A 12,624-nucleotide genomic window follows, 5' to 3' on the forward strand; every position below is an offset into this window, starting at 1 on the left:
ATATTAGCTATGTACACTGGTTCCGGAGGATTGTCTATTCAATTTAAAATTTGATGTTATAGGGGTATTATGCTTGTCAATGTAAAGTTTTATTACAGGATTCAACGTTTCTGGGTTCCATCCCTTATAATCCCCGTCCATTGCATAACACAAACCGAAGAGCCGTTATTGCGTGGTTATCTGTAAAAGGTAATTCATATAAATTGCTAACTTAAGCTATAGTCTAATAAATTCAATTGCAAAAGCGGGGAAATCTGTTGCGCTTGCGAGGTGTTTCTGAGATTTCGGCAGCTACAGGGGAAACTAACGCCCCAACCGATTATGTAACCTATCTGATCGAGAAGCATCAGTAATGGGAGTTCTGATTGATACCAATGTCATTCTTGATTTTCTACAAGAACGAGAGCTATTTGTGGAAAAAGCAGCAAGATTATTTGAGCGTATTGATGCTGGGGAAATTCAGGGATTTATCGCATCAACGACAATAACTAACATTAGTGGATAGAATGCACAAAATTAGCATTCAGGTCTTGATTCAGCAACGCCTTTGACACTGGCAATGATTTGTCCGATGTCTTGAGGAGTGGCACCTGTTGCCAACAGCGATGGGATAAGCAATTCCAGTGAAACTGACGGATCGCCATTTTCAGCTTTGGCAATCCGAGGTTGACTAGAGCCGATTTTATTGGCCAGTTCACTTTGAGTCATTATCTTCTGCCGCTGAATTTTCAAACTTTTGCTAAGAGCTAGTTTGATTTCAACAAGGATAATCTCTTCGGGCGTTAACTCTAAAAAGTCGGAAACGGTTCCGATTTTCCAGCCTTTTGATTCCAAAAGCCCTTTTTTAGTCTCTTCCATCCTCTTATTCCTGCTGATCAGTATCGTATTTACTCAAGCGTTTCTTACAAACCTCAATTACACTTTTGGGTGTTGCTCTTGTTGTCTTATTAAACACCTCAATAATCAAGATTGCATCTTCATCAATTCGATAAATAATCCTCCAATTTTTATCGACGTCTCTAATGCGTAGCTCATGACAATGATAGCCTACACTTGGCATAGGACGCGAATGTGGCAAACCAAGGGGTTCGCCTTCCTGTAGTTGCCTGAGTAAGACACCTGCTTCGATCCGTGCTTCTAAACTGAAAGGTGGGGTCTTGATCTCACCATGCAGCCAAGCTAAAGGTTTGCTTTGATCAGCCATGATGTGTTTATATCATATCTGATGTACTAAAATATGGCAATCGCCTCACTACTATCTAACAATTCAAAGGTGGCGGAGCGATAAAATATGAACAGTGAACCTACTTTGAGCAACTCTCAAACTGATTGGTAATCATTAGAGGCGATATTGATAGCGATGTGTGAGATTATTCTTGAGATAATATAAGGTCGATGTCTGATAACTGATAATTGATCGCTGAATTTAACTTCTTAAAGAAACTTGGAACTGTTTAACTAAAGCTTCTCGCACTTTTGTCATTAAGGGTTCCACCTCTTCATCGGTTAAAGTTCGATCGCTGGCACGATAGACTAAACTAAAGGCCAAACTACAATGATTTTCTGGCACATTCTGCCCCTGATAGCGATCGAATAATTCGACTTTTTCTAAGAGATTACCTCCAGCATTTTTGATAGTTTTTGTCAATCTATCTACGGGTATATCTGTAGAAACAAAGAAGGCGATATCTCGCGCTGCCCCCGGATAGGTAGAATAGACCTGTAAACGTGGGGTAATTTTGGCACTATCGCTAAGAGTTGCTAACAGGATCGGGAACTGGATTTCAAAGGCATAAACTGTCTCAATTAATCCCTTTTGCTGACGCAATTGCGGGTGTAGTTGACCGAATATACCTAGGCGTTGTTTGCCAATCCATAAAGATGCTGTTCGTCCGGGGTGAAAACGCGCATCTTCGGCATATTTTTCGTAGCTTACTGTCAGCGAAAGGCGATCGAATACTGCTTCTAAAATCCCTTTTGCTTCGTACCAAGTCATGGCTACCTCTTTACCCGATCGCAGCCAACGTCCAGCAGGGAAGAAATCACCGCCAAAAATACCGGCAATTGCATCGTATTCCTTGATATTATCCGATTCTAAGCGGAAAACTCGCCCGATCTCGAAGCCATTTAAGGCCCCGTTACCCTGAGACTGATTATACTCAAACGCTTCGATTAAACCGTCTAGGAGATTAGTCCGCAAAGCAGAATACTCGACAAAAAGGGGATTAGCGAGGACAACTTCCGCTAATTCCGGTTTAACTAGGGAATACTGGACTAATTCCGTCAAACCCACTGCGCGAAAAGCTTCCCGCAGCCGACGCTGTATAGTTTCCTCAAAGGATAATCCTCCGGCTGCGGTTTTTGCCGGCAAAGTATCGACAAAGCGATCGTATCCGTACAGTCGCGCCACTTCTTCAATTAAGTCAATTTCTCGTTCTAAATCCCGATAACGGTAGTCTGGCACTGTCACGGTCCACAGAACAGGATTTTTTGAGGTTAACTGTAATTCACAGCCTAAATTGCCTAAAATCCGTTCCACATCTTCGGCGATAATTTCACCGATCGCACCATTATCTAGGGTAACTTGACCCAGTAGCTGCTGCAAACGTTGTAAACGCAATTCGATCGAACCACTGGACTGATCGGCGCGATAATCAGCTTTAACCTGACTGCTGACAGTTCCCCCAGCTAACTCTAGAATCAAATCGATCGCCCTTTGACAAGCATATTCCAAAGCGGCGGGATTAACACCGCGTTCATAGCGTCCGGAAGATTCGCTGCGTAAACCCTGCGCTTTTGAGGAACGACGGATGGCGATCGGATCGAATAAAGCCGACTCTAGCACAAGATTAACGGTTTCCTCGTTAACTTCCGTATCTTGACCTCCCATCACTCCTGCTAAAGCTACCGGCTTATTATTGGCAGTAATTAACAAATTAAACTCTTTTAAGCTTCTTTCCTGACCATCAAGAGTAATAATTTTTTCCCCTTCCTCGGCAAAACGGACCCCAATAGTAACGGATTTACCTCCGGCAAAACTCTGTAAACGATCGCGATCGAAAGCGTGTAAGGGTTGTCCCCACTCCAAAAGTACATAATTAGTAATATCGACCACATTATTGATCGATCGCAATCCGGCAGCCTGTAAACGCTGTTGCAACCATAGCGGAGATGGGCCAATTTTTACCCCCTCGATCACCGTACCAATATAAGCAGGACAGGCTTTATTTTCTGATATTTCCAGAGATAAATCTTTTTTAGGGGAAAATTCCCCTAATTTCACTTTTGGTAGGCTTAATTCTCCTCCTGTCAAAGCCGCCACTTCTCGCGCGACTCCGATCATACTCAAAGCATCGGCACGGTTAGCGGTGGGAGAAATATCTAAAATCACCTCATCGAGTCCTAAAAGGGGACGAACATCTGTACCTAAAGGGAGATTTTCCTGACTAAAAATGTGGATTCCTTCAGAATCCTTAGTTAATCCTAATTCTGCGAGGGAACAGATCATCCCTTCCGATTTTACCCCGCGCAATTTAGCCGGTTTAATCGTTAAATTGATTTTGGGTAAATAAGTTCCCAAAGTAGCCACAGGAACTAGAATATCAGCCCTAGCATTGGGCGCACCACAGACAATTGTACTAAGATTTTCCTGACCGATATCCACCTGACAGACACTTAATTTATCCGCATTGGGATGGGGTTGGCGATCGATAATTTTACCAATAACCACACCCTTTGCCCATTCTCGGCGATCCTCGATCTCTTCCACTTCTATTCCCGCAATTGTCAATAATTCGGCTAATTCTTGGGGAGATTGGGCGACTTTGACTAATTCTCGTAACCAGTTGATCGAAATCCGCATCGTTAATTCTTGCTTGCCGTTGGTTCTTAACTATTGTAAACCGTGGGTAGTCAATGATTTAGAGATTAGGGCCGATCGGCTGTTAAAATGTTAGGGGGAGGATGGAAGAACTGTGTAAATAACCGCTCATTTTCCTTGGCCAGGAGTGATATTATCTTTGAACAGATTACCGATAATTTGGGGAGATAATCAGTAGTTAGCTATCTATATCAAAAAGGATTATTGATGCCACCCGATCAAATAGAAAACCTCCTCAAGGGAATTTTGAGACAATACCAAAGTTCTTTTAGTGACAAAATCTATGGAGAAGAAAATGATGATTATGATTCGCTTATGAGGGTATTTGGAATTACTCCTAGTTTAAAAAGGGAAAATCGTCAGTATTGGGGCAGGGAACTAGGAATGTGTTGGCAACGTCTGGTGACAGAAGTTTTTAAGGCTAATTGTTTAGATTATCAACCAGCTTTAAAGATTGCAGATGATCAACCTTGTGACTGCATTTTAGGTAGAGATGCCACCGATACTAAATATAGAATTGGTTCGGGAGATTCTGGCACACTTAAAAAGTTTAAACAGTATGGAAAACTATTACAGGAAAGAGGACTTAGACCTATTTTACTGATTGTGCGAGAGGATAACTTACCAGCAGCGATTAAAGCTTGTCATCTGGGTGGCTGGACTGTTTTGCAGGGCCAACAAAGTTTTGATTATATACTTGAGCGCAGTGGGTTCGATTTGCTGAAAACTTTTGATAAATTTTCTGAAACACAGGAGTTTTATATTGCCCGATGAATATCTCAAAAAGATGGCAACTTCTGCACGGTGATTGTAGAGAACTTCTCACTTTACTAGAAGAATCTAGTATATCTTGTGTGATCACAGATCCACCCTATAATTATGAGTTCATTGGCAGAAATTGGGATCATGATGAAATCCAAAGACGCAGAGAACGCATTCAAAACAGTTCCACACTGGTAAAAAATATTCCCTATGGAAGTGGGTTAGCTGGTGGGGTTCGCAATGAGCGTTGGTATCAACGCAATCGCGAAAATGTGGTCAATTATATTGAATGGGCAACAGATTGGTCAAAGGAACTAATGCGTGTTTGTAAAAGCGGGGCTGTTGTCGCTGTTTTTAGTAGCACAAGAACACTGGCTCATATTCAGATTGCTCTTGAAAATGCCGGTTTTTATGCTAGAGATGTGCTGGTTTATAGACGACATTCAGGCATTCCTAAAGGATTAAATATTGAGAAAAAACTTGACAAAATTGGTGATACTAATGCCAAACAATGGCAAGGTTGGCATACTTGCTTGAGAAATGAATGGGAAGCTATAGTTATTGTGCAGAAGCCTCTAAAAAACAATTATATTGAAACTATACAAATGACTGGATTAGGTCCCTTTAAAGCTATACTAAGTGACGGCTCTTTTCAATCCAATATTTTAGAGGGCTTTTCTAAAGGACGGGATGAAAATTTTGATGAGCATTGTACGATTAAACCTTTATCATTGATTAGAAAACTGCTCGAGTTATTTCTACCACAGGATAACAGTCATATAGTTCTCGATCCTTTTGCTGGAACGGGTACAACTTTAATTGCCGCTCTAGAATTAGGTTATCAGACTATTGGTATTGAAATTGAAGCTCAGTATATTAATATCATTCAACAACGTTTGGGGGAATATTTTGGCAAGATCGGACAGGAATTTGAGGTATTTGATTAGTCAATCTAAAAAGTTAACAATAATAACCGCTAGGGTAGAAAATCGGCTCAACAATAAATCCCTCGGAGAATTAAGGAGAGTTAGTCAAGCTGAGGACATAATTAGTAATATCGACCAGATTATTGAGCGATCGCAATCTGGCAGCCTGTAAACGCTGTTGCAACCATAGCGGAGATGGGCGAATTTTTACCCCCTCGATCACCGTACCAATATAAGCAGGACAAGCTTTATTTTCTGATATTTCCAGAGATAAATCTTTTTTAGGGGAAAATTCCCGTAATTTCACTTTTGGTAGGCTTAATCCTCCCCCCAGTTGCTCGAAATCCCCATCGTTAATTCTTGCTTGCCGTTGGTTCTTAACTATTGTAAACCGTGGGTTGTCACCGCGACCGGGTTGGCAGGAAAGCTCGCTTTCAGGTTTGCTGGGGATACTCATTTTTAAAAGTTGCCTTCAGCCAATTGTTATTATAGACTATAAGTTACATGGAGTAAGAAAATCGATGAGGAAAGCAATCAGTCTATTTGCCTGTGGTGGAATTGGAGATATGGCTCTTCGCTCTGGGGGATTTGAAGTTGTAGTGGCGAATGAATTATTGAAAGATCGTGCAGAAGTATTTAAATTTAACCACCCAGAATCATTAATGATTATTGGGGATATATGGGATAAAAAAAATGAGATAGTTGCAGAAACAAAGCAGCGACTCTCTGGACAAAATTTAGACATTGTTTTTGCGACTCCTCCCTGCCAAGGTATGTCTAGAAATGGCAGAGGTAAGCTGCTTAATTCTATTCGTAAAGGCTCAAAAAATGAAATCGACCAGAGAAATTTATTAATCATTCCCACCCTAGAAGTTTTTCTGGCTAGTGGAGCAGAAACACTGGTCATGGAAAATGTGCCAGAAATGCAAAATACTTATATACCCTTGACCGAGAAAGACGATTATTTAGTAAATATTTTATGTTATATAAAACAGCGTATTGGTGATAAATTTTTGAGTTCGATTAGCATTATAGATTTTGCTGATTATGGAGTCCCGCAGAATCGTCAACGACTTATTTCAATATTTACTAAAAATGAGAAACTGAAGAATTATTTAAAAAAGAACAATTCTCTTTTTCCTAAACCAACTCATAGTAAAGAAGGATTAGAACTTCCTAGATGGAAAACTGTTCGAGACGCAATATATCATTTACCACCACTTGACTCTCAACGAACAGAAACTGCTAAATCCGATGATATACCATATCACTATGTACCCCTATTAGATGAAGAAAAATATTTTTGGATCAGTAATACACCAGAAGAAAAAAGTTCATTTGATAATCAATGTATTAATCCTGTTTGTAGATATAATGGTAATCCAACACACAGCGCACGCAAAAATAATGAAGGAATTAATAGAGCTAGTACAGAAACCCCCCTTTACTGCCTTAAATGTGGACACATTCTTCCTCGTCCATGGGTTAAAGAAGATGGAAAATACAGGTTGATGAAAGGTTATACCAGTGCCTATAAAAGAATGAGTTGGGACGCACCAGCCAGTACAATTACACGAAATCTCTCCTATGCTTGTAGTGACAATAAACTACATCCTATTCAAAATAGAGTATTATCTCTGTATGAAGCAATGATTCTTCATACAATTACCGAATACCCATTTTCATGGAAACGGGCAGATGACAAAAGAGTTAGTGATAAACTAATTAGAGAGTTAATTGGCGAAAGTATCCCACCTGCTGGATTACAAAAAATATTTGATCATTTAGTATCCATCCTCAATGATGATTGTTCTCTTGAGGAGCAAATCAAGGAAAAATATCAGCAGCTCTGTCTATTTTGAAATTAAATTGTCTTTGTTATATTTGTTGACAAAATTAATATATCTATCGTCATTCTTGATCATAATCCAGTTTTTATACATTTTCTTAACGCCTTGTCGTGACATAATTGAGACGCTAGTTGTTCTTCCACCGCCTTCTTTTGGCTGAACAATTTTCCCCCAATCATTGTCAGTTAAGTTGTTGCCAAAAAATACAGCAACTATTTGAGGTATAGTATTCTCAAAATCCCAGAGAATGCCAATAAGATTGTTAGTTTCTCTATGGTGAGCCTTCCAATCATAGCTTTTCATTACCTCGATTCTTGTGTCTCCCATATCGGGTTTTTCTTTTCCAGTCTTCTTTAATTCTCTTGGTGTAGGAACACTGCCACAAGTGGCTTTAACCTCTACTCCCCCATTAGCAAATGGACTAAATGGAGACTTATCTCGCATTCGTCTTTCTTGGGAAAGTTGTTCAAAAAAAACTTTGCCATTTTTATCCATTAACAGCAAATCTGGATAGCCGTCTTGATGCGGATTGTTGATAAATAATCCCTGGGATTTATTGGCAAATTCTATGGCAAATAGCTCACCAATAAATGCAGAAAGATTTCTCATACCTAGAATTCTAAATATATCTACTGGTATATCTTGGACTATTTTTTTAACAACAGAATGACATTCAACTAATGAATGCTCAAATATGACTTTATCGATAGTTATTTTCTGACCCTGTTTTGAGAAAAAGCTGGTATCAGAATGTTTATTTATGATATAACTCATTAATTTCTTCCGCAACAGTATTGACAAAAGTAACAATATCCATATCCAGAGCTGAAATAATTTGTTCTAAGGAGTCCAAAGTAATGTTTCTTACTCCCCTTTCAACTCCAGATATGTAGGTTCTGTCAAGATTAGCTCTATACCCTAAAGCTTCTTGACTCAGATTACGTTTCTTCCGCAATTTTCTTACAGTCACAGCAACAGCAGTGACTAGCTTTCCTGCCATATATAAACTACCAAAGAAGATATTGAAATTCTCTACAGTCCATTTTCCTTCTATGATGACTATTAATCTACGGACTATAAGTCACAAAAGCTGATTCTGAATAAACCTGTATTCGGGAGCGGCAAAAACTCTGATTTTGTGTTTGACTAAAAATGTATCCTAAAGATTGCCATACCGTTGCGATTCTATCCGTGCCTTACTATTCCCAATATCCCGACGCTTTTACTCCCAGTTATCTGAGCGAACTACAAGGACAGATCCTCGCTTGTCCCCACTTCACAGTTAACAATTTAAATCGAGATTTCGTTAAAACCAAAGGCTTTTCTATCGCTTTTCGACGCACACAAATCAGCGAAGTCGAACGAATGTTTCCCTATTTTAAACCCTATCTTGATCGCAGTTTACAAGCTGACTGCAACGCTTTTTATCTTAATCCCTTACTCCTACAAACCGGTTCACGCGTCGATCCCCATATCGATCGCTCCCTGCGCTCCTATTGTAAAACAATCGATCCCCCGCTCCTAGTTAGCGTCCTTTATGTGCAGGTTCCTAGGGATATTCAAGGGGGGGAACTGGTACTAGCAAACCGTAATCGTTCCGTGGCCCAGATTCGTCCTTGTGCTAACACCCTGATCCTCTTTCAAGGAGATCTCACCCATTCAGTTAATCCCGTTAGCTGTTCTGGTATTCGTCTGAGTCTTGTCTGCGAACAATATCGTTTAGATGCCGAAGAATTGCGAGAGATTCCCGAAATGCAGATAGAATCGCGAACCATAAAACCAGAAAAGAAAAAAAAGAAAGATCGGGTCGTTGCCCTACAATAAAAGGGGATTTTTGTAAAGATATTCTAGATGGTGATGCGCGAACCGATCGTCGAATTAAGGGGAGTGACTAAAGCTTTCGGCAAGAAAGTAATCTTAAATAACGTCGATCTGAAAGTGTACGAAGGGGAAGCGATCGGCGTGATCGGTCCATCGGGGACGGGAAAATCGACGATTTTGCGGTTAGTCGCCGGATTACTGGCACCCGATCGAGGAGAAGTGTACATCTACGGCACAAAACGTCAGAGAACCGTAGAACAGGGGGAAGATCCCCTCGGTGTCGGTCTAGTTTTCCAACAATCGGCCCTTTTTGACTCCCTCACCGTCGGGGAAAATGTCGGTTTTGCTCTCTATCGCTACTCAAAGCTAAAACCAGCCGAAATCCGCGATTTAGTGGAAGAAAAACTAGATTTAGTGGGAATGTCTGGTTCCTACGACCTCTATCCATCTGAAATATCCGGAGGGATGCGAAAACGCGTCAGTTTAGCCAGAGCAATTATCAGCGATCCCTCGATCGCCGCCGATCGACCGAACATTCTCCTTTACGATGAACCCACTGCTGGACTCGATCCCGTCGCTTCTACCCGCATCCAGACGGTAATTATGGAACTTCTCAAGCTAAAAAAAGCCTGTGGGGCCCATCTCATTGTCACCCACGTCCACAGCACCATCGAAAATACCACCGATCGCATCGTTTTTCTCTATAAAGGTCAATTTCAATGGGTTGGACCGACTCAAGAGGCTTATCACTCCGAAATCCCCGTACTCAAGCAATTTTTTACCGGCAGTATCCACGGACCAATTCAGTGATCAGTCAATTGAGGGAAGTGGGGTGATGGGGAAGTGGGGTGTGGGGTGATGGGGTGTGGGGTGATGGGGAAGTGGGGTGTGGGGTGATGGGGAAGTGGGGTGTGGGGTGATGGGGTGTGGGGTGATGGGGAAGTGGGGTGATGGGGAAGTGGGGAAATTGAACTAAAACCCTAAAACCCTAAAACCCTAAAACCCTAAAACCCTAAAACCCTAAAACCCTAAAACCCTAAAACCCTAAAACCTGACTCCTGAATACTGAATACTGAATACTGACTCCTGAATACTGACTCCTTGACTCTTGCCTTCAGAAGCTGATCACTGAAATCCTCCGATTTCTCCTGTAAGATACTGTATAGTGATGAGGAGTAATTATTTATGGAAGCTGGCGGTTCACAACGGGGGATTTCCCCAACTCTGCGGCAAAGTGGTATCGGTTTAATGTTACTGACATCGGGGGGAATATTAATCTGGTTAATCGCCTGGTTAAGTAATTTTAGCTTCGGGGGGCGCAGTTATCGAGCCAGCTTCCTTTTTCCTAATGTGGGGGGCATGATGGTGGGAACCCGCGTCGGTTATCGGGGAGTGAGAATCGGGCAAGTGACGGCAATTACCCCAGAACCGGAGGGAGTCGCCGTAGAAGTGGAGATTTCGCCAGCAGATCGCCTAATTCCCAGTAATTCCCTCATCGAAGCCATTCAATCCGGTTTAGTAGGTGAAACCACGATCGATATTACTCCCCTGCAAGCTTTACCCGTCGGTGGTGTCAAAGAACCCCCCTTGAGTCCTAACTGTAATGGGGAGGTGATTATCTGTAACGGTTCCCGTTTACAAGGGCAATCGGCGCTAAATGTCAATACCTTGATCAGATCTTTACTGAGAATTTCTAATCTAGTTAGCGATCCCGATATGGTGGCTGGATTTCGTTCCTTTACCCAGCGCGCTGCCAATGCCTTGGGGGGACTCGATCGCTTTAGTGGTGAGGCAACCACCGCTTTAAGCGAAGTACGTCGCAGCGGTACTCTGGGTAAACTTAATTCGGGGATGAGATCCCTAGAATCCTTACCGCAAGTATCCGGTTCCCTCGATCGCCTTTCCAGTGATCTTTCCGGTGTCGGGGGATTGAGTCAGGAAGCGACTACTTTACTGAGAAGTTTACAGGGAAGTGGCGGTCTGAAAAATTTAGACGCTACCCTAGTGGAGGCCCGAAAAACGCTGCTTTTGGTGGGACAAACCACCGAAGAACTGCGGGTTTTTTTGGCAGCTAATCAAAATCGTTTAATTGCTACTCTCGATAGTATCAAAACTACTAGCGATCGCCTACAAACTACCCTCGCTGCTTTGGATCCGATCCTGACGCAAGTGCAGAAAAGCCAAATTATCGAGAATTTAAACACTATTTCGGCAAATGCTGTTAAATTAAGCGAAAATTTGGGCAACTTTACTGCTTATCTCTCCGATCCTGCCACTGTTGTCACCCTACAGCAACTCCTCGACTCCTCTCGCGCTGCTTTTGCCAATCTTCAGAAAATCACCTCGGATGTGGATGAAATTACTGGTAATCCGCAACTGCGACAGGAAATTATCCGCTTAATCCAGGGTTTAAGTCGTTTGGTTTCTTCTAGCGAACAACTACAGCAGGAATTCGCCCAAGGTCAAGCAATGACAAGAATGGCCGCCCAAATTGCGACAATAGCCCCAAATCCCGCCGCTAATACCCCAGAAAAAGACGCTAAGAAACCCAGAAAAAGCCCCGAAATAAATGATTAAATGTGTTTGAAAAATCACCTTAGTTCCTCATAAAGGAATCCAATCTAAGCGATCAATCCATTCTTCAGCTTCTGTTAATTCCCAGATTAAAATCATTGATTCAGCCCATTGACTAATTGTACCGCTAGGGCGTAACCAAATAATTCCCCAAGTGTGACCTCCCGTGTTCCAATGATCTTTTAAATGATTGGGCATGGTACTTCTATTGTCAGTGATTAACAGTCTCTGGGATAATTCTAAATATTGCAATAAATTAGGATCAAGTGTCCCTAAAAGAGGTGCATCCGCATCACCAACTCGCAAAATATCTATAGTAGAATTGATACGTTGAACCGCTATTTTTAGCTTAGGAGATAAATTTTCATCCAGCAAAAACCGAATTTTCATGCTTTTTGTAAATACTCCTGCTCCTTTTTAATTTTTGCTTTTCTTAAACGATCAATTAAAGGAGATGATGTTTCTAGCCACTGTTGATAATGTTGTTCCCGTTGTCTTTCTAGCTTGACAAGATAGAGATCGATTTGTGCTTGATTGTGATAATAATAGGTCAAAGTGGCATAAATTTTTTCTAAATTTAGAGTTGGTAATTCTTGGAGAATTTCTTGAGGACTATAACCTTGTCGATAGTATTTCAGTACGTCCTCAATGCCAATACGATGTCCTTTTAATTGAATATTATCTACTGCTACAAATTCAAAATAATCTTCTAACTGCATAGGTTGTTACCTCCTAAAACATCAATACTATCCTAGCATATTATTAAAAATGTGCCGCAAAATTCAAAATTATTCACCGATTTTAAGCCTAT

Annotated in this window: 14 protein-coding genes and 1 pseudogene; 7 read left to right on the plus strand and 8 right to left on the minus strand. The window is 41.3% G+C overall.

What is annotated here, in order from left to right; translation table 11 throughout:
* The first annotated feature begins 352 nt into the window (after positions 1-352).
* Positions 353-505, plus strand: coding sequence for a PIN domain-containing protein (locus H6F92_RS21050; RefSeq protein ID WP_190359359.1), 153 nt, complete (start codon positions 353-355; stop codon positions 503-505).
* Positions 506-516: 11 nt separating this feature from the next.
* Here the strand turns inward: H6F92_RS21050 and H6F92_RS21055 are convergent, their stop codons facing one another.
* From H6F92_RS21055 to pheT, 3 genes are all read right to left on the minus strand, one after another.
* On the minus strand, positions 517-858 hold the full coding sequence (locus H6F92_RS21055; protein ID WP_052277985.1) for a helix-turn-helix domain-containing protein: 342 nt from the start codon (positions 856-858) through the stop codon (positions 517-519).
* A gap of 4 nt (positions 859-862) precedes the next feature.
* Positions 863-1,204 carry a type II toxin-antitoxin system RelE/ParE family toxin gene (locus H6F92_RS21060; protein ID WP_190359360.1) on the minus strand — a complete coding sequence of 114 codons (342 nt, stop codon included), beginning with the start codon at positions 1,202-1,204 and terminating at the stop codon, positions 863-865.
* A gap of 222 nt (positions 1,205-1,426) precedes the next feature.
* Positions 1,427-3,862, minus strand: coding sequence for a phenylalanine--tRNA ligase subunit beta (gene pheT / locus H6F92_RS21065; RefSeq protein ID WP_190359361.1), 2,436 nt, complete (start codon positions 3,860-3,862; stop codon positions 1,427-1,429).
* Between the two features lie 225 nt (positions 3,863-4,087).
* On the opposite strand from pheT, the gene H6F92_RS21070 reads away from it, so the two are divergent.
* The gene (locus H6F92_RS21070; protein ID WP_190359362.1) at positions 4,088-4,654 is read left to right on the plus strand and encodes a restriction endonuclease; all 567 of its coding nucleotides are present in this window, start codon (positions 4,088-4,090) and stop codon (positions 4,652-4,654) included.
* A complete protein-coding gene (locus tag H6F92_RS21075; RefSeq protein WP_190359363.1) occupies positions 4,651-5,589 on the plus strand; it encodes a DNA-methyltransferase in 939 nt (312 codons plus the stop codon). The genes H6F92_RS21070 and H6F92_RS21075 overlap by 4 nt, the downstream gene beginning before the upstream one ends.
* 70 nt (positions 5,590-5,659) lie before the next feature.
* On the opposite strand, the pseudogene H6F92_RS21080 reads toward H6F92_RS21075, so the two are convergent.
* Positions 5,660-5,899 (minus strand): annotated as a pseudogene (locus H6F92_RS21080) (phenylalanine--tRNA ligase beta subunit-related protein); the annotation flags it as partial.
* Between the two features lie 190 nt (positions 5,900-6,089).
* On the opposite strand from H6F92_RS21080, the gene H6F92_RS21085 reads away from it, so the two are divergent.
* Positions 6,090-7,430 (plus strand): DNA cytosine methyltransferase, encoded by a 1,341-nt coding sequence (locus H6F92_RS21085; RefSeq protein ID WP_190359365.1) that lies wholly within the window; start codon positions 6,090-6,092, stop codon positions 7,428-7,430.
* On the opposite strand, the gene H6F92_RS26280 is transcribed toward H6F92_RS21085, so the two are convergent.
* Together H6F92_RS26280 and H6F92_RS21095 are read right to left on the minus strand one after the other, a co-directional pair.
* Positions 7,422-8,192 (minus strand): hypothetical protein, encoded by a 771-nt coding sequence (locus tag H6F92_RS26280; RefSeq protein ID WP_242030221.1) that lies wholly within the window; start codon positions 8,190-8,192, stop codon positions 7,422-7,424. The two genes, H6F92_RS21085 and H6F92_RS26280, sit on opposite strands and share 9 nt — an antisense overlap.
* Positions 8,173-8,418, minus strand: coding sequence for a helix-turn-helix domain-containing protein (locus H6F92_RS21095; RefSeq protein ID WP_002749478.1), 246 nt, complete (start codon positions 8,416-8,418; stop codon positions 8,173-8,175). Before H6F92_RS21095 ends, H6F92_RS26280 begins: the two co-directional genes overlap by 20 nt.
* 191 nt (positions 8,419-8,609) lie before the next feature.
* On the opposite strand from H6F92_RS21095, the gene H6F92_RS21100 reads away from it, so the two are divergent.
* The 3 genes from H6F92_RS21100 to H6F92_RS21110 all read left to right on the plus strand — a co-directional run bounded on the left by H6F92_RS21100 (position 8,610) and on the right by H6F92_RS21110 (position 11,816).
* Complete coding sequence (locus H6F92_RS21100) at positions 8,610-9,242, plus strand: 2OG-Fe(II) oxygenase (RefSeq protein WP_052277982.1); 633 nt, start codon at positions 8,610-8,612, stop codon at positions 9,240-9,242.
* 27 nt (positions 9,243-9,269) lie between these two features.
* A complete protein-coding gene (locus tag H6F92_RS21105; protein WP_190359366.1) occupies positions 9,270-10,049 on the plus strand; it encodes an ABC transporter ATP-binding protein in 780 nt (259 codons plus the stop codon).
* Positions 10,050-10,424: 375 nt separating this feature from the next.
* A complete protein-coding gene (locus H6F92_RS21110; protein ID WP_190359367.1) occupies positions 10,425-11,816 on the plus strand; it encodes an MlaD family protein in 1,392 nt (463 codons plus the stop codon).
* 27 nt (positions 11,817-11,843) lie between these two features.
* Here the strand turns inward: H6F92_RS21110 and H6F92_RS21115 are convergent, their stop codons facing one another.
* Together H6F92_RS21115 and H6F92_RS21120 are read right to left on the minus strand one after the other, a co-directional pair.
* Positions 11,844-12,203, minus strand: coding sequence for a DUF5615 family PIN-like protein (locus H6F92_RS21115; RefSeq protein WP_002763705.1), 360 nt, complete (start codon positions 12,201-12,203; stop codon positions 11,844-11,846).
* Positions 12,200-12,532 carry a DUF433 domain-containing protein gene (locus tag H6F92_RS21120; RefSeq protein ID WP_002750711.1) on the minus strand — a complete coding sequence of 111 codons (333 nt, stop codon included), beginning with the start codon at positions 12,530-12,532 and terminating at the stop codon, positions 12,200-12,202. The genes H6F92_RS21115 and H6F92_RS21120 overlap by 4 nt, the downstream gene beginning before the upstream one ends.
* Between the last annotated feature and the right edge of the window lie 92 nt (positions 12,533-12,624).

This window comes from Microcystis wesenbergii FACHB-1317, assembly GCF_014696875.1.
Taxonomy (GTDB): Bacteria; Cyanobacteriota; Cyanobacteriia; order Cyanobacteriales; family Microcystaceae; genus Microcystis; species Microcystis wesenbergii_A.

Excerpts from the sequence above, each read along its gene's own strand:
- H6F92_RS21050 (WP_190359359.1), top strand. The coding sequence starts at position 353 with ATGGGAGTTCTGATTGATACCAATGTCATTCTTGATTTTCTACAAGAA.
- H6F92_RS21055 (WP_052277985.1), bottom strand. The coding sequence starts at position 858 with ATGGAAGAGACTAAAAAAGGGCTTTTGGAATCAAAAGGCTGGAAAATC.
- H6F92_RS21060 (WP_190359360.1), bottom strand. The coding sequence starts at position 1,204 with ATGGCTGATCAAAGCAAACCTTTAGCTTGGCTGCATGGTGAGATCAAG.
- pheT (WP_190359361.1), bottom strand. The coding sequence starts at position 3,862 with ATGCGGATTTCGATCAACTGGTTACGAGAATTAGTCAAAGTCGCCCAA.
- H6F92_RS21070 (WP_190359362.1), top strand. The coding sequence starts at position 4,088 with ATGCCACCCGATCAAATAGAAAACCTCCTCAAGGGAATTTTGAGACAA.
- H6F92_RS21075 (WP_190359363.1), top strand. The coding sequence starts at position 4,651 with ATGAATATCTCAAAAAGATGGCAACTTCTGCACGGTGATTGTAGAGAA.
- H6F92_RS21085 (WP_190359365.1), top strand. The coding sequence starts at position 6,090 with ATGAGGAAAGCAATCAGTCTATTTGCCTGTGGTGGAATTGGAGATATG.
- H6F92_RS26280 (WP_242030221.1), bottom strand. The coding sequence starts at position 8,192 with ATGAGTTATATCATAAATAAACATTCTGATACCAGCTTTTTCTCAAAA.
- H6F92_RS21095 (WP_002749478.1), bottom strand. The coding sequence starts at position 8,418 with ATGGCAGGAAAGCTAGTCACTGCTGTTGCTGTGACTGTAAGAAAATTG.
- H6F92_RS21105 (WP_190359366.1), top strand. The coding sequence starts at position 9,270 with ATGGTGATGCGCGAACCGATCGTCGAATTAAGGGGAGTGACTAAAGCT.
- H6F92_RS21110 (WP_190359367.1), top strand. The coding sequence starts at position 10,425 with ATGGAAGCTGGCGGTTCACAACGGGGGATTTCCCCAACTCTGCGGCAA.
- H6F92_RS21115 (WP_002763705.1), bottom strand. The coding sequence starts at position 12,203 with ATGAAAATTCGGTTTTTGCTGGATGAAAATTTATCTCCTAAGCTAAAA.
- H6F92_RS21120 (WP_002750711.1), bottom strand. The coding sequence starts at position 12,532 with ATGCAGTTAGAAGATTATTTTGAATTTGTAGCAGTAGATAATATTCAA.